Genomic DNA, 16,990 nt, shown 5'->3' on the forward strand with positions numbered 1-16,990 from the left:
AAGCGATAGGATGGCATTTAGAGTGACGGCCAGAGCTGCCAGAAAACCACAGCGCTAACCGCGCCGTAGATCAAAGAATCGAGAATGTTTTTCAATGTCGCGGACCAGGGTCTTCCCATCCAGATCGACTCTTGTACACTTCCGCAAGCATACACAATCATTGAAAACAGCCCAATAAAATGTCCCGCGTAGTGTGGGTTGGCTTGAATTCCCATCGTTTGTAAAGCTAATAATCCACCTAAGCTAGCGATGACGATATTTAAGATAAACCATTGCAATAAATACTTACCCATCGCTGGTGCGCCGGGTGCGCGAATTGTGATCAGTGCGACGGGGCCTTGAATAAACTTTTGCTGCATGGCATCGGTTTGTATTTCTTTCATATCGGTACAATGCGGCGTTGAATATAAACCAGGGTTGAGCTTGACGCTACCCAAGGCATTACGTACCTCATCTTCATTCGGTAACGGAAGGTATTCCGAGTTATGCCATTTAAAAACCATGTGAATCAGGCTGCTGGCAAAAAATACGCCGATCGCTGTGACTAGAATAGGCAGCCATAATTGAAGTAGGGTCATGTTGTCTCCTCTGAATGTTGTACAGGGTTGCTATATATATGTTTGTTTCGTCGTCATTAAGCTGTCGCCAGCGTCTGAGCAATATACGCTAAGCCGTTACGGAATTCACTTTGAATATGTTCAGGCGTAATCTACACGCAACAAAAAGCAACCCAACGTTTGGCGAATTAGATCGAAAATCATGCAGCATTTTTCAGACTTGACTGCATTCGACTATTTTGTTGCTGCAGGTGGATTTTTGCTGCGTCAATCTGAGCTTTCAATTTTTCCGTTGTGCCAAGAACGGGAATATCCTGCATTTTGTCAAAAGCCTTTTGATACCAATCAGCCCAGACCTCGATAATATGCTGTTCATCTTTTTCCTTGGCACCAGCAGCAATCGCTTTCTTACTTAAACTAAATTCTGTTTCCAGGCGCGACGTCGCATTTTCCAGCAACTCCTGCACCAGATAAATGCTGCTATGTTCGTCAGCACTACTTAAAGTAAATGCTGCGGCTAAGGCGCTGATGCCGACATTTTGCATCGATGTTTTTGAAACCATGGCTAGCCTATCCGCATCAGTGTGATAAAACACATCAGTGAAATGCCACATCAACAGTCCAGGGATTTTTGCATTTAAAAAAGGCGTGTGGTCACTGCCACCTTCATAAGGATTGGCGTTCACTACCCAGCCATTGTCTTGGCCTTGCTGACGGCAACGATTAATTAGAAAGTCGGTGAAATAATTCGGAACCATATCCGATTCTTTCAGCACAGTGCCACCCCATTCGCTATGTTTGTCATTGCCACGAGTCCATATTGCCGATGGGTCAGGCATCTTTTCGATCAAAAAACTACCGCCAGTTTTTGCGGTGTCTTCGCCCACCATATCTAAACTGAGACCCCATTTAATGCCTTGGGCACGCTGAGGGTTTTCACGTATATACCGATCTGTCGAACGTATTTCATCGCCCCATAAAAAAGTGATCGTACGTTGCGGAGCAAATTTTTTATCTCGTACTAAACGTGCCGTAACGCGGGCCATCTCGGCCAAAGTGCCAACGCCACTGGCATTATCATTCGCGCCCGGTTCTTGCACATGCGCACTGAATACGAAACGCTCATCCGGTTTGGAAGTGCCGCGCGCATTCGCGATCAAGGTCAATTCTTCCGCTTGATAAATCGAGGTTTTAATATGGACTGTCGCTAGCGTCTGACCCTGTGCTAGACGTGCTTTCAATTTCTCTTTGGCACGATAAGATAAAACAACGCCCCATTTTTGCGTTTCCAGTTGATCAGGATTTAAGAAAGGGATGCCTTGAAACTGAATTGAATTACGATGTTTTTCAGGCTGGGTATAAGCTGGCATTGCATACGACAAGACACCAATCGCGCCCGCTCTTATAGCTTTTGTATAAAGACCAGCGATGCCTCCTTCAGCGAAGACGATTTTTCCTTTGAGATCTTTGTCCGCAAAATCTTGCGCTCGCCCACGTCCTACATCAACGACTTCTGCAGTCACGCCACCTGCTATCGTGCTGGCCGAATTGATCGCCAGCATATTTCGATTGCTACTAAATTGAAGTAGTGGTTCTGCTTCACCTGCCAAGCTCAAGCTGCCATCAATTGGCTCCCAAGTCGGCTGCTTCATTTTTCTTGATTCTATTCTGTAGGTTAATGGCGCGTCAGCTTCGCCCGACACTTCTTTTTGATAACCCGCTTGCTGCAAGATTTTTTCTACTTGCCAGATACTTTCGTTAAATCCGGTATTGCCAGCGATACGCCAGCGTTGCTCGACGAAGGCCACCGTTTGATAAGGATTGTCGGGTACAAAATTGGTCCGCAATAATTGGTAATATTGATTGATCGTGGCATTTCCTTGGGGATTTTGCGCGGTGACTGGCGCAGTAAATAACAGCGAAGCGCAAACAATCATGGTGATGCGAGCAGTATTTTTGAAATTTAGGATCATAGAAGGTTTATGTATCAGTTCGGGATGTGACTTGCAATTATAAATAGAGAAAAATGCCGTTCTGATCATCGGTGTTTTTTCTGACTAAATCAAGGTGTACAGGGAATTTGATTCGATTAACAGCCATCGCCATGCTGCTTGGAGGCGTTCTTTGAATTTGGACTTTAGCTAACGAAGGCAAGATGTTGGCCTCGTCTATCTGTGTAATAGAGATGATTATTGCTGATTTAAAAAGGTATTGCGTCACTATATGCAGCCTTGTAAAATTTAACACTTTATAAGTAATACAATTTGACTAAAGGTTTTTGATCAATGAAATATTTAGCGAGCTTCTTTCGTCGATTCTATATATATTTAATTTTGATGTGTTTTATTGCAGTCGTGATGAAATTTTCAAGTGCGGTTGAAGTACCCGCCGAGACGGGTTTTTCAATCCTGTTTCGCGCTGCCTTGATATTTATTATTTGTTTCGTGCTGTTGATCCTGCAATTTCTGCCGTTTAGTTATCTCTTCCCGATTTTGCTGGGCGGCTTCGCATGGGCATTCTTCCCGGCCCTGGATCACTGGTCGGCGGAAAAAATTACCAGATCATTATTTGGCTTCGAGATCAGTGATGCGCAATGGTATATGCGTTGGTATTCCAAAACAGGATTTGTATTGATTCCCATGGTAATCGGCTATGCGATTTGTCATTCATGGAAAAAGCAAAACAAGACACAGCAGCGTGTGGTGGAATGGTAAGTTTTTATATAGTAGGCTCGATATCAATGGGATGCATCACGACCATCTGTTTTTGAAGATTTAAAAGACATCTACGCGCATGCACTTTTTTGCCTCTAGTTTCTGTTTCTTTTTGTGCGTAGATGATGCGAAGCATGAGTGGACATCGCACCGCATAATCTATTAAGTTCTAACTTCGTGTTCTTTGCTTTCGTACCTGCTTGCGTGGTGTCGGAGTTCTATTCTCCCAAGCAGAAACGATCCAACGCCAAATGAGCCCAAATAATAATATCGCCGATCCGAAAAGGATGCCGCCCATCCCGTCATCGTTCGATTCATTACTCAATCGTGTTTTCGTTGGTTTGTTGGACAAATATGTGATCGGTATGGACTTCTTTCTCAACAGGCTCGTCAGCATTTCTTCTGTCAGTTCTTTTTTTACGACAATCAATTCTCCGGATTCTGTCATAAATTGTAGATTGACCTCGACGTACTGACGACTGACAGGACCTGTACGCCCACCTTTACGCACAGTGACTTCCGTGTAGGTATCTCCCGCAACCTGCGCTTCAGACTGTTTACCTCGCTTTGCAAAGGCGCGAGTATCGTAATTCTGGTTTAGAAACATCACCAAGATTCCCGCGCCAACTAGTATGAAGTAAATTGATCTGCTCATTCTGTAGAGTTCCTGTATTGCGTGTTTGTGCATGCTGATAAAATTTGAACTTGGCTACCATATTATCGAAGCCTTGATGCGTCAACTTCATCGTGAACATGGTTGAGGTTCTGACTCGTTTTATATGCTGTTATAGAAAGCCAAGTGTTGCATCAAGCTTTCGAACGCTGCCTTATTTTCTAGCATCCCTTCGCTAATGACTGTGGTACCGCTTCTATGCTCTATCAGTATTGATCTTTGATTTTTTATCGTCCTTAACTTTAGGCTAAGGATATGTTTATATTTGACCGCAATCATGTCACGGCTAAAAACGCTCTTAGGTAAATTAATTTGAGAATCGAAAACAAAAATCTCTTTTTTTGTTGCGATATTTGTGTAGAAAAGTGCGATAAATATGAATAAAGTCAGAGAGAAGAAGAGACCAATAATTGAATAAAGAACCGTCGCGCCACGGCGTGAGAAACGGAAAATGTGATTAATGATTAAGCCACGATCATTATGTATGGCATCGTTTATCGTGAGATAGCTGAGAAGCGCGAAGACAAGAATTGCAAATATAAGCGGTAGAAATTTTGGCTTATATTTGTATCTTATGGGCCTATTCTTTTGCTGCGGATTTGTCGTTGCTTGCATCGGTTTGCCAGCATCAAAATAAATCGTAATGATCTGTCAATGTGTAATAAATTGCAATATTAAAAATAATATTTAGAGAATATTGATCAACATCCTATGACGGGCTGAATTGATTATCTGGTGCCAGATAAGCCTTAATGTTAGCGGTAGGAGCATCACCTTAAACGATGGTGCGCTCCTACCCGATCACTGACGTAATGCAATTGTGTGCAGCGCACTTTTTAAAAATGTGACTTACTGGCTTGCGTCGAAATGCTGCTGAACCAACTGCTCACATAGTTCCCATAAGACGGGGGAGCCACGTTGTATCGTTGGGCCATACCGCTGCAGAACAAACTCGAGCGACACGCCATGGTCGTTCCAGGTTCCGCCTCCGGTCATCACGTTGACAAGTAATGGCTGAACGCGATCCAGAGCTTTCGCAAACTTCGCATCCTCAGATTTTGCTTCTTCAAATTCTTGCCACAGCGCCAGAAGTTCACTGCTTTCTGGTGCTGGCAAGAGACCAAACAAACGCGAAGCAGCTTGCATCTCGGCGCGGTATTGATCGTTGGGCGAAGCGGAACTATGAAGTGGAGTGTCACCCACATCGACTTCAACGATATCGTGTAGAAGCAACATCTTAATGACGCGGTTTGCATCTACCACGCCGACCGCATAGTCCTGTAGCAGCAAGGCATACATCGCCAAATGCCAAGAATGCTCCGCACTGTTTTCTTTACGACTGCGATCAAGTAAGGGTGATTGTCGAATGACCGATTTCAGGCGATCGATCTCGTGTAAGAAAGTGAGTTTTTGGAGAAGTGGATTAGTGTGCATAAGGGATCGTTTGATGAGTTTGTGCTTTACTGCGTTGATTCTGTGAGATGAACAGCCTAGCCTAGCTGAATAAATCAATTGCTCGCGATCATAAATATGGGCGCTTTAAAGAAGTAGTTTGTTCTTTTTACATACGAGGTCTACATCAAATTTTCTTTGGTACGGTATGCTCGCCTGACCTTGGTGTGAGCCGAAAAAGTGAACGGATAGAGAGATATTCATTGGCATGCCATCTTCCTGCAGATTGTAATGTAAATAAGCTTCGCAAAAACTTCATTGTTTGGTAATTGACGCATTCATTTTTTGGTGTGAAACGCGACGAAAAAAGATAGCAGACCAATTGATCAAGTTGAAGCTTGCTAGCAATCGCTGCCAAATTTGGACAAAAACTACCGTACTTCATAACTGATACCAGACTAGGTCGGGAGCGATCGCTTTTTAAATATAAGACTACGTTTGAGATTACGGATGGTGAGGGGGGTCATAGTCATATAGCGAATGTGTTGGCTAACGTACATTCAGCTTGGTGGATCAGCGCGTAAACTGTAATTCCACTTTGACGCATGACTGATCCCCGAGAGAAATAATATGGAATATGGCCTCACTAAGCATAAAATGATTTCGTATAGCACTACGAGTCTAGCATTGAACTTTCTCGCAGGAGCCATTGTGTGCGGCATTTGCGCCCATAGTATGAGTGCAAATGCGAATGCAGAAAATCCCTTATTTCAGACTCCCGTCCTATCTTATCCCTTGGCATCGCTCACTAGTCCGATGTCTGGAGCGATGCCTGCCAACGAAGACAAAGTCGATTTGCGCAAACTAATAGTGAGCCAGACCCACTACCAAGATAGTGAAATTAATCTTGAAATTGGCTTACATCAGATTAGTTTAAATATAGTTAATTCGCGTTCGAATGAAATCAGCAAAAAATTGCGACTACAAGATGCAACCACGATTGCACTCATCTTGGAACGCGCAATCAAGTCTGATCACCAGTTTTCCGATGTGACCGCAATCCACGTTAGTTATGTCAAAGTAATTGGCGACAAAACCAAGTTGATTCAAGCTTTCGATTTTTACCAAACTACGGCGGGTGCTTTCATTCGCAATCGAAGCTGATTTCCCTTGTCGACTGACTGCTCGGAGTTCAAATGGAGAATCGTTTAAGGGCGACCTGATCGATTGTTGATCGACACCCATAATTTTTCCATTTGCAAATTAAACTACTCAGAAAAAATGATCGGTCACCACAATTGAGTGGCCGACTGTGGTTTCAGTATAAAGCCAAAAAAATGCTCCTTCCCTGTTATTTTTCTGCTTCTTTTTTCAATCGATCTTGCAATCGAAGCGCACCGACTTTAGCGTAGTTTACGCAGGCATTTTCGTCCATTAATGGTTTCTCGCCATCTAAGCGCGACAAGAGATCGCTGGCTGTTCCGTGGCCGGTAATCAGAATGTCACAGGGTGTTTTTGCAAGACGTTCACTACTTTCCTTGAGTGCATTCGCTAATGAATCTGGCGCGGAGTAAAGGTAAGTGTCGTCCGAGATTGACCCTAGACTATCTGCAAACACGAGATTTTTGCAGACACTTTTTTCGCACTCTTGCCAAGTCCAACCCGAACCGCCGGGTGCATGACCTGCCATCGGAATATGTTGAATCTGGGTAGCACCGATTTTGATCGTACTGCTATCGTCGAATGCGTGGACATTGGCGATAGGAGCGAAGCCGCCTAACTCTTTGAACTGGGGATCGCGTCTGTCGTTCTTGCCGGACTTGAGTACGTCGATCACATTGCTACGACTCAAAACTTGAGCACCCGTAGCTTTTTGCATGCTCGCCATACCACCCATGTGATCGTGATGCTCGTGCGTCAGTAAAATTGTTTTGATGTGACTGAGCTCGACGCCCAAAGATTGAATATTTTGACGCACGGCAGCGGAGGCTTTTTCCGGTGCGCTATCAATCAACACATGCCCTTGCGGCGTCGCGATTAGCACCACGCTAATCCCGCAAGTTCCGACATACCAAGTATTGCCAAAAATGTGCCGCGCAAGAGTAGGTTCATTCCAATCATCGAGAGATTTGCAAGCGGCTGGTGTCGATGTAGGCGTTGGCGCGCTTGGCATGTTAATTGACTTGTTAGTGGCGGTTGCGGTTTGTGTGAGGCTAAGGAATACGATGTTGGCGATGAATGTAATGCAACGATGCTTGGTGAAGAATGAATTTTTTTGTGAGATCATTTTAAAAGCTACCTATGTGTAGATAAGTTTCGCAAGGCGAGCGCGGTATTAGCCTGCTCACGGATCACAGTCGAAAAGAGTGAAAAGAATCGAGCGAAAGTGAAAAATCCGTCGGTCAGATAATAAGCCTAAATCATCACGAAAAACGTGTCCGCCCGGCAAAGTATAGTGAGCATTCAAACGGTGATTGTGATATTCGACTTGTTATGAAATACTGAAGGCGAGTAACTTGAAATTATAACTGTGCAGGGAGGTGGATGATGAATACATCAGTACATCACTGGCTAAGGGGTGGCATGCTCACCCTGTTATTGGGGCTGACTGCCTGCGGTGGTGGCAGTAGTAGTGGCGGCAGTTCCGTCGGTAGTAGTGGTAGCAGCGATCCAGTGACGGAATTGCCAGGTACCTTGGTCGATACGCTCAGCTATTCCTCAACCGCCAACGCATCGTTAACCTCAGCAGTCGAGGCTACTGCCAACACGACGCACAATATCACTTTGAACGGCATAGCCATTCCCTACACAGCCAGGGCGGGTCACTTGACGGCAAAGTCGATCGGGACAGCTCAAGATCAGGCTTCGTTTTTCTATGTTGCTTACACCGCTGATAATCAACCGGCGTCTACGCGACCCATCACCTTCTTTTACAACGGCGGCCCCGGCTCGGCAAGTGCCTGGTTACATTTGGGTTCCTATGGCCCGAAACGTTTGGCGACGGGCATCCCTTCTACCGCTGTGCCGCGTCCATTTGCTTTGGTTGATAACGCCGAAAGCCTGTTAGATACCAGCGATCTGGTTTTTGTCGATGCCGTTGGTACAGGCCTGTCGCAGGCAATTGCGCCTTTTAGTAATCGTAGTTTTTGGAGTGTCGATGCCGATGCGGCGCTGTTTCGTGATTTTGTGCAGCGTTACATCACCGTCAACGCACGGCAAGCTTCACCTAAATATTTGTTTGGTGAATCGTATGGCGGGCCACGTACAGCGGTGTTGGCAGCGCTACTTGAAAGTGCAAGTGTAAAACTGACTGGCTTGGTGCTGCAGTCGCCGGCGATGGACTACAACAGCAATTGCGGTGTTGTTGGTCAGGCGACTATAAGTTGCGGCGCTTACCTACCTAGTTATGCGGCTACAGGCCAGTATTACCGTTTGACCCGGCCGCTGATAGACGATTTGAGTTCCTACATGATACAGATGCGAGATTTTAGCTCGCGTCGTTATACGCCAGCGGTGAACGCGCTACTCGCTGGCGGCACCGTCTCTGCTGAGCTGCCGCCACTGCTCAGTGACTACACTGGTTTGGCGCTCGCGCATTGGAATAGTAGTTTCAATATGCCAGCTGGATTATTCCGTAATCAGTTGATACCTAACACTTTGCTTGGCCGTTATGATGCGCGCGTGTCAGCACCGGTGGGTAGCGCATTGGCCAGTGAGGGTGATCCTTCTAGCACTGTCATCAGCGCTTCGTTTTCCAGCGCCATCACCAGCTATCTGCGCGATACACTACGTTACCGCAATGCGTCGACTTATGTATTATCAGGCACCGCTATCGAAAACTGGGATTTCCGTCATGCGGGCAAGAGTCTACCAGATACGATTCCTGACCTCGGTGCGGCCATGCAACTGAACCCGCAATTGCGTGTGCTGACACTGAACGGCTATCACGATTTGGCGACGCCTTTTTACCAAACCGAACAAGATCTGGCACGCCTGAATCTGTCCGGTCGCGTGCTGGTACGTAATTATGCCGGTGGGCACATGACCTATCTAGACGACGCCGCTCGTGTGGCGAGTAAGGTTGATCTCCAAGCTTTCTATCGAGGCACTTTAGCAGGAGTGCAGGGAAGCACGCCAACGATGAACACACTAGCCGCACCGCCGAGCTTTGCGGCTACTAGTATTAACATTCAACCTTCACTCGAGGCGTTACAAACACCGCTGCGCGACCCTTGGGTGCCGCTAGCACAACGACCTGCAGCGCCACCGCCACCGCCTAGTCAGGGATTGATATTACAACGAGAGATCGAAGCGAGGAAGCGTGAGATGCGGGATCGAATTGGCAAGTAAGAGGGGAAGATGCTTACCCATATTCGACCAATAAAACCGTAATTCGGTAGCAAAATCGTAGGCTGGGTACAGCCTCATCGTGTCCTCGCGTTACAGTCGAAAAGGTTAAAAGAATAGAGGACAGGGGCAAAGGTGTTCATCGGCAAATCAATCAACCCGCGTGGGCACAAAAAGCGTGCCCACCCTACAAGGCTATTGAAGATAACCAAAGGTTTTAAAAAGAGGATCCAACAGTTTTTCTCTATCTTTGAAATCGAATTTGCTCGCTTCAACTAAGAACTTTTGTTGCAATTTTTTGTGTCCTCGTCTTGCTTCAATTTCTGCATACTTTAGCAACGTTCGTTTTTTAATATATGATTGTGTTTTTGGATCAGCCTGCGAAAGAGATTTTAAGATTTCTTCCGCTTGCTTCAATCGACCTTGCTGAATGAGAATTTCGCTCTTGTCGTTCAACAGATCATTTCTATTACAAAGTGCGGCCCAAGGTTTCAATTGAAGAGCTTGATGATTGGTGGCGGAAAACTCTGCCATGACTTGAGCTCTTTCAAATTCAATTTTATCGATTAATGCCAAAGCGCGATCATATTGCTTCAGGCGAACGTAGGCTGCAACGATTCTTCGACCTGTAGAGTAAGGGCCGATCAACTGCGGCCCAAAGGGCCAAGCTTCCCAAGGAGCGACTTCTTTGAAATTGAGTGAATCGGTGAGTTCTTCTAAAATCTCTTCCACATCACGCCAGCGCGAAAGACCTATTAGCGCGGCGGCTTTGCCGATTGAAAGTTCGAACTTAAACCCTTGATACCCTGTGTACCCTACCATACGCGAGGCAGCGTCTTCAGCACTTTCGAACATGTTTAACGCCATTTGATAAGAATGAGCACTTAAATATAGCATTGCATGATCGTATTTGATCATGGGCGTTAGATCCATGTCTTTCAATTTCTCATATTTTGAGCGTGTTCGATTGAACTCTTCGACGATATGAAAAAAGCGATTTGCGTCGGAAAAATCACCTACGAAATGAGCAGTTTTTGCGAGAATGTAGTAATTTTCGAATTTGTCCGAAAAGTCTTTCTCGTTAGTTGGGGTAGGTAATGCTTGCAAATATTCTTCTGCACGCTTCCAGCATTGATTTTTGCCGCTAGTTAAGTCGCAATTTCGTAGATGCTCGGAAAATATGTTGTCGTTTGATTTAACTGAATTTGAAAATATCAACGTCATGATTAAAACGAAGAGCTTGCTAAATAACGTGATTTTCATTTTTGGTATCCAAATACTTACAAAAGCAGAGTTTAGACGGTTAAAAAACTAAAAAATAGCCAGCATACAATTTAATGCGCCTCGTCCCAATTCAACCCAACCCCAACCTCAGCCAACAAAGGCACCTTCAATCCAGAATCGTAGGGTGGGCACGGCATCATCGTGCCCACCCTACAAGGCTTACGAATTAAGTAATCCAAATATTTACCCGCTCAGAAATTTTCCAACGCCCTTTTTTCTTGAACATTAGAAAAAGATCACCTGACTCAAATTGTCCACCTGATGTAGTTGAACGCAGTACCAGAGCTTGTTTACTTTCGCTATCTAAGCCAACACGTGAAAACGTAATTAGGCTATGAGATTTCGGAAATTGGCGGAAAAAATCTTTCCAAGCTTCATTTAACTTAATTGATCTTTTGAATAGCGTGACGAAATCATTTTCTGAAAGTGATATGAGGCTATTGCCAGATGATGAACTTGGTTTTGGAATGTCGAAATGCATCTCTTTCTCACCAACATTCAAAAAATCTGAGATTACAGACTTCGTGGCGGTTGGTATGAGTCTACTTATTTCATCTGCCTTTGATGTCAACAAGCATTGTGATAAAGGTCTTGTTTTTGTCAACATGACTGTAGTTGAGTTTGGTAAGTTTTCTTTTGATAGTTCATTGATTAAAACAGCATACACTTTTGTTTCATCAGATCTAATTTGTGCAGATACAGGTGCCGCAATGGATAAAACCATCGAGAAAATGCATAGAACAAGAAGCATCGAGAATTTTCGCATACTAATGCGCCTCTTCCCAATTCAACCCAACACCCACCTCAGCCAAAAGCGGGACCTTCAACTCAGCCACCCCAGCCATCAACTCAGGTAACTTACGCTTCACCAATTCCAATTCCTCAGCCACGACTTCCAACACCAATTCATCATGCACTTGCATAATCATTTTGGATTTCAACTGATCGGTCTCTAACCAATTCTGCACCGCAATCATCGCGAGCTTAATCAAATCTGCTGCCGTACCCTGCATAGGCGCATTGATCGCTGCGCGTTCTGCGCCTTGGCGGCGTGGGCCGTTGGGGCTGTTGATTTCTGGGAGCCAGAGGCGGCGGCCGAAGACTGTTTCTACGTAGCCGTGCGCTTTGGCTTGCAATCTTGTGTCAGCCATGTATTGGGCGACACCTGGATAGCGTTGGAAATATTTGTCGATATAACTTTGTGCGGCGCTGCGCTCTATCCCTAAGTTGCCCGCTAAGCCAAATGCGCTCATGCCATAGATCAACCCAAAGTTAATCACCTTGGCGTAACGTCGTTGTTCGCTGGTGACTTCTGGTAATTCGACACCGAAAATTTCGGACGCTGTGGCGCGGTGTACGTCTTCGCCGTCGGCAAAGGCTTTTAATAAACTCGCGTCGCCCGAGATGTGCGCCATGATGCGTAATTCGATTTGGGAGTAGTCAGCGGAGACGATGCTATTGCCCGGTGCAGCGACGAAAGCTTCGCGGATGCGGCGACCTTCGGCGGTGCGCACTGGGATGTTTTGCAAGTTGGGATCATTAGATGCCAAGCGACCCGTGACCGCAACGGCTTGCGCGTAGTTGGTGTGGACTCGACCGGTAACGTTGTTGACCATCTTTGGTAGTTTGTCGGTGTAAGTCGATTTGAGTTTGGCTAGGCCGCGATATTCCAGTAGGACTTTCGGCAGCGGATAATCTTCTGCCAGTTTTTGTAAAACTTCTTCATCGGTAGATGGTGCGCCGGATGGTGTTTTTTTGACGACGGGCAGGCCGAGTTTGCCAAAGAAAATTTCGCCTAATTGCTTTGGTGAATTCAGGTTGAATGGCTGTTCAGCCAACTCGTAGGCTTTTTGTTCCAGCTCCAAAAGACGCGTTCCAATTTCCTTGGATTGCGTCGCCAATAAATCGCGGTTAATCAGTACACCGTTGCGTTCTATTTTTTGTAAAACGACGGAAGTTGGCAATTCGACTTTGTCGTAAATGAAGCGCAGTTTGTCGTACGGTTCCACTTGCGGCCACATCGCCTGATGCAATTGCAATGTGATGTCAGCGTCTTCTGCAGCATACGCTGTCGCGCGTTCCAGATCGACTTGGTCGAAACAAATTTGTGAAGCACCTTTGCCGCAGACTTCTTCAAAGCTGATGGTCTTACGCTCTAAATGGCGCATCGCTAAGCTATCCATGTCGTGCGATTTGTGCGATTCGAACACATAAGATTGCAGCAAGGTGTCGTGCAAAATGCCGCGCAGATGGATACCGTGATTAACGAAAATATGGGTGTCGTATTTGAGGTTCTGCCCGACCTTGGCTTTGCTTGGGTCTTCTAACCACGACTTCATTTTACTGAGTACAAATTCACGACTCAGTTGTTCTGGTGCGCCAGGGTAATTGTGTGCCAATGGAATATAAGCTGCTATGCCCGCTTCGCAACACAAGGAAATACCGACCATTTGCGCGTTCATTGGCTCCAGCGATGTGGTTTCCGTATCGACCGAGGTGAGGGGGGCTTGATTAATTTTATCTAGCCACACATCGAGCTGGGATTCAGTCAGAATCATTTCGTAATGCGTGATGGCGGGGGCAGCTGGGATTGCTGCTGGCACGTAGTTGGAGATTGCGCTGTTACTTGAACTGTTACCCGCACTGTTCGCTGCATCATCACCAAATAATCCACCTTGCGCTGGCGCTGCCTTGGTTGGCGCAGAACCTGCCACGGGATCAACACCAAACTCACGCAATAAACTCTTGAAACCTTGATGCTGTAAGAAGGCGATCATTTCTTCGCGATTTTCTTCTTTGGCTTTTAGCGATTCGTCGATAGAAATATGATGACCAGCCAAATCGCAATCGGTCTTTACCGTGATGAGGACACGACCTTGTGGCAACCAATCCAAAGCCGCGCGTAGATTGTCACCGACTACACCTTTGATCTTGTCGGCATTGGCGATCACGCCATCTAAGCTATCGTATTCGGTCAACCATTTAACCGCTGTTTTGGGGCCGCACTTGCTCACACCAGGGACGTTATCGACGGTGTCACCAATTAGGGTCAAATAGTCGATGATGCGATTCGGTGGCACGCCAAACTTGGTCAACACACCCGCTTCATCTAGCTTCTCATTGTTCATGGTGTTGATCAACATGACGTTGGCATTGACCAATTGCGCCAGATCTTTATCGCCAGTGGAGACGATGGTATTCATGCCCCGCGCAGTGGCTTCGACTGCCAGCGTACCGATCACGTCATCGGCTTCGACACCTTCAACCATCAGGATAGGCCAACCCATTGCAGCAACAGCCTGATGAATAGGCTCGATTTGTAAGCGTAAATCGTCTGGCATAGGCGCGCGCTGTGCTTTATATTCCGGATAGAGATCGTCGCGGAAGGTTTTACCCTTGGCATCAAACACACAAGCCATGTAAGCTGCGGGATAATCTTGGCGCAAGCGGCGCATCATGTTAACCATGCCATGTATCGCGCCAGTCGGTTCACCACGCATATTGCGCAGGTCGGGCAGGGCGTGGAAAGCGCGGTATAAATAGCTGGAGCCGTCGACTAATAACAGAGTTTTTTGCATAAGGATTTGGGGAATGATAGACAGCAGAAAAAGAATTTTAAAATTGCGCCAGATTGCGGACAATGATAAGGCGACTACCTTAAAAGCGCGCGAATCGTGGCATATGTTCACGATTATGGCAGAGTTTATCGAATCTACCGAACGTCTGTCAGCATTGGGACCAGCGGTCACGATCTTTGGTTCGGCGCGAATTAACTACGATAATCCCTACTATCAAGATTGCGTGGATGTGGCTAAACGCTTGTCCGATGAGGGATTTGCCGTAATCTCTGGTGGCGGCCCTGGCATTATGGAAGCGGCAAATCGCGGTGCTTTTGACGGCGAGTCAGCTTCGGTTGGATTAAATATCGAATTGCCCCATGAACAAACGACCAATCCTTGGCAAAACATTTCGTTAAATTTCCGCCATTTTTTTGCACGCAAGGTTTCCTTCGTTAAATATGCTGATGCTTATGTGATTTTTCCTGGTGGCTTTGGCACCATGGATGAATTAATGGAGGTATTGACCCTGATGCAAACGGGCAAAACAAAGCGCATTCCGGTGATTTTGGTTGGTACCAGTTTTTGGCAGGGTTTTTTGGATTGGATTAAGACGCAGATGGCGGATAAGGGTTTAATTGAAGATCGAGATCTCAATCTGGTGCAAGTGATCGACGAGCCATCGAATGTGGTTGATGCTATATTTGCATTTTATGAAGCGCATGACATAGAACCATCGGAGGAAGAACGCCAGCGTATGCTGTATTTGTAAGCATTGTCGTTTGTGTGGTTTTCAGCGTAGCCCAGTGCATTTTCCCCGTGAGATGCGCTGGCTTTGCTACAATGTCAGCCTGTCCTCTGCATTTTTGACTTGTCTCGATCCGCCTTGACCTGCCTGAGTAAATGCTGGGATCCGAATTTATCCGCATTGCATATCGATCGTATCTAAAGTGAATATCATGAAAAACGCCTTGACCGTCATCGCCAGCTTAGTCGCCGCTTGTTTCGCGATCTCTGCATCCACCCTAGCCGCTGCACAAGAAAAGACTGCACCACCTCCACCAAAATTGGAAAAACTGGAAGAGGGCCCTGATAGTGATGTGAAGTTGATTAAGCCAGAAGGCACGAAGCTGAAAACAGTCGAGCGCAAAGAAAATGGCAAAGTCACCGAAGTGCAGGTGCGTTCTGGTAAGAGTACTTACACCGTGAAACCAAACAATGCGCCAAAAGGAACACCAGAAGGCGATGCAAATCGCGCAGCACAATGGAAGGTGATGGAGTTTGGCGGCAAAAAAGAAACCAAGGAAGTAGAATCCTTGCCAGTTTTAGCGCCCGGCCCATATTCGACATCGAAAACTGGCACAAGTAAAGCGGCAGCTGCGCCTGCGAGCAAAGTAGTACCAGCGGCATCATCTGCATCTTCCACGGCAGCCAGCGCAACATCGGCATCCATGCCGGTTGAGAAAAAATAATTTACCTACTTCATTGATATAGACATGGCTGTATTTACATCGGTAACACTAGAAGATCTCGCTCCCTGGATGACGCAATTCCCACTCGGGAGAGCTTTAGCAATTCGGGGCATTGCTTCAGGAATAGAAAATAGTAATTTTTTTATTGATACTGAGCAGGGTGAGTTTGTTCTCACCATCTTCGAGAATCTAAATTTCGAGCAATTGCCGTTTTATTTAAAGTTGATGCGGCATTTGGCGGATCGTGGTGTTCTGGTGCCAGCACCGATTGCCAATACCAATGGTGACTTATGTGTCGCATTGCACGGTAAGCCAGCTGCGATCGTTAGTAAATTGCGCGGTAGTTCGCAAATGGAACCCCAGCCTGTGCATTGTGCTGAAGTAGGAACGATGCTGGCGCGCATGCATCTCGCCGCACAGGATTTCACTATCTATCAACCAAATTTACGCTCGTTGGAATGGTGGCAGCAGACCGTGCCTAAAGTTTTGGCGTTCTTAAGTGAAGAGAACCGTCAATTAATGCAGGACGAGATCGCGTATCAATCGGCCTTTTCGCAGACACCAACGTATCGCGCTTTGACCCAAGGTCCGGTGCATGCGGATTTGTTTCGGAATAATGTGATGTTCGATGGCGAGAAATTGACCGGCTTTTTTGACTTCTATTTCGCTGGTTGTGATAGCTGGTTGTTTGACGTTGCAGTGACGATCAATGACTGGTGCATCGATCTTGCAACAGGAGAATTAGACTTGGCACGCGCCAACGCCATGCTTAACGCTTATCATGCAGTGCGACCATTCACGCCAGAAGAATCTCTGGCTTGGCAGACAATGTTGCGCGCCGCGGCTTTCCGTTTCTGGCTGTCTCGTGTATTTGATTTCTATCAGCCACGCGATGCCGAAATGCTGACCCCGCATGATCCTACCCATTTTGAGCGCATTTTGCGTTTGCGAGTAACTAAGCCCGCACCAGCATTACCTTCACAGACGAATTAGA

At 46.3% G+C, this 16,990-nt stretch carries 15 protein-coding genes; 6 read left to right on the plus strand and 9 right to left on the minus strand.

Translation table 11 applies throughout. From position 1 onward, the window contains the following. Positions 1-17: 17 nt before the first annotated feature. Complete coding sequence (locus tag ACO0KW_RS00740; protein ID WP_423049676.1) at positions 18-578, minus strand: hypothetical protein; 561 nt, start codon at positions 576-578, stop codon at positions 18-20. 179 nt (positions 579-757) lie between these two features. Beyond that, positions 758-2,530, minus strand: a complete 1,773-nt coding sequence (locus ACO0KW_RS00745) for a M28 family peptidase (RefSeq protein ID WP_423049678.1) — start codon at positions 2,528-2,530, stop codon at positions 758-760. Between the two features lie 384 nt (positions 2,531-2,914). Here ACO0KW_RS00745 and ACO0KW_RS00750 point away from each other — a divergent pair, with 384 nt between their 5' ends. Then, positions 2,915-3,271 carry a hypothetical protein gene (locus ACO0KW_RS00750; protein ID WP_423049680.1) on the plus strand — a complete coding sequence of 119 codons (357 nt, stop codon included), beginning with the start codon at positions 2,915-2,917 and terminating at the stop codon, positions 3,269-3,271. A gap of 169 nt (positions 3,272-3,440) precedes the next feature. Here ACO0KW_RS00750 and ACO0KW_RS00755 read toward each other — a convergent pair whose 3' ends face one another. The 3 genes from ACO0KW_RS00755 to ACO0KW_RS00765 form a co-directional block, all read right to left on the minus strand. Then, the gene (locus ACO0KW_RS00755; protein ID WP_423049682.1) at positions 3,441-3,926 is read right to left on the minus strand and encodes a hypothetical protein; all 486 of its coding nucleotides are present in this window, start codon (positions 3,924-3,926) and stop codon (positions 3,441-3,443) included. 120 nt (positions 3,927-4,046) lie between these two features. Next, complete coding sequence (locus ACO0KW_RS00760; RefSeq protein ID WP_423049684.1) at positions 4,047-4,559, minus strand: hypothetical protein; 513 nt, start codon at positions 4,557-4,559, stop codon at positions 4,047-4,049. Between the two features lie 234 nt (positions 4,560-4,793). Further along, a complete protein-coding gene (locus tag ACO0KW_RS00765; RefSeq protein ID WP_423049686.1) occupies positions 4,794-5,378 on the minus strand; it encodes an HD domain-containing protein in 585 nt (194 codons plus the stop codon). Between the two features lie 693 nt (positions 5,379-6,071). Here ACO0KW_RS00765 and ACO0KW_RS00770 point away from each other — a divergent pair. After that, positions 6,072-6,500, plus strand: a complete 429-nt coding sequence (locus ACO0KW_RS00770) for a hypothetical protein (protein ID WP_423049688.1) — start codon at positions 6,072-6,074, stop codon at positions 6,498-6,500. 187 nt (positions 6,501-6,687) lie between these two features. Here the strand turns inward: ACO0KW_RS00770 and bla are convergent, their stop codons facing one another. After that, positions 6,688-7,623: a subclass B3 metallo-beta-lactamase gene (gene bla, locus ACO0KW_RS00775; RefSeq protein ID WP_423049690.1), complete on the minus strand. Its 936-nt coding sequence runs from the start codon at positions 7,621-7,623 to the stop codon at positions 6,688-6,690. 257 nt (positions 7,624-7,880) lie between these two features. Here bla and ACO0KW_RS00780 point away from each other — a divergent pair, with 257 nt between their 5' ends. Further along, positions 7,881-9,686, plus strand: coding sequence for a S10 family peptidase (locus ACO0KW_RS00780; RefSeq protein ID WP_423049692.1), 1,806 nt, complete (start codon positions 7,881-7,883; stop codon positions 9,684-9,686). Between the two features lie 192 nt (positions 9,687-9,878). Here the strand turns inward: ACO0KW_RS00780 and ACO0KW_RS00785 are convergent, their stop codons facing one another. The 3 genes from ACO0KW_RS00785 to polA form a co-directional block, all read right to left on the minus strand. Then, positions 9,879-10,946, minus strand: coding sequence for a hypothetical protein (locus tag ACO0KW_RS00785; RefSeq protein ID WP_423049694.1), 1,068 nt, complete (start codon positions 10,944-10,946; stop codon positions 9,879-9,881). Between the two features lie 187 nt (positions 10,947-11,133). Further along, positions 11,134-11,691, minus strand: coding sequence for a hypothetical protein (locus tag ACO0KW_RS00790; RefSeq protein ID WP_423049696.1), 558 nt, complete (start codon positions 11,689-11,691; stop codon positions 11,134-11,136). Between the two features lie 43 nt (positions 11,692-11,734). After that, positions 11,735-14,545: a DNA polymerase I gene (polA, locus tag ACO0KW_RS00795; protein WP_423049698.1), complete on the minus strand. Its 2,811-nt coding sequence runs from the start codon at positions 14,543-14,545 to the stop codon at positions 11,735-11,737. A gap of 13 nt (positions 14,546-14,558) precedes the next feature. On the opposite strand from polA, the gene ACO0KW_RS00800 reads away from it, so the two are divergent. The 3 genes from ACO0KW_RS00800 to ACO0KW_RS00810 all read left to right on the plus strand — a co-directional run bounded on the left by ACO0KW_RS00800 (position 14,559) and on the right by ACO0KW_RS00810 (position 16,989). Beyond that, positions 14,559-15,296, plus strand: coding sequence for a TIGR00730 family Rossman fold protein (locus tag ACO0KW_RS00800; protein WP_423049700.1), 738 nt, complete (start codon positions 14,559-14,561; stop codon positions 15,294-15,296). A 187-nt stretch (positions 15,297-15,483) separates the two neighbouring features. Then, positions 15,484-15,996: a hypothetical protein gene (locus ACO0KW_RS00805; RefSeq protein ID WP_423049702.1), complete on the plus strand. Its 513-nt coding sequence runs from the start codon at positions 15,484-15,486 to the stop codon at positions 15,994-15,996. Between the two features lie 24 nt (positions 15,997-16,020). Continuing rightward, complete coding sequence (locus ACO0KW_RS00810) at positions 16,021-16,989, plus strand: homoserine kinase (RefSeq protein ID WP_423049704.1); 969 nt, start codon at positions 16,021-16,023, stop codon at positions 16,987-16,989. Position 16,990 lies beyond the last annotated feature (1 nt).

It is taken from the genome of Undibacterium sp. Ji22W (genome assembly GCF_049340305.1).
In the GTDB taxonomy this organism is placed as follows: domain Bacteria; phylum Pseudomonadota; class Gammaproteobacteria; order Burkholderiales; family Burkholderiaceae_D; genus Undibacterium.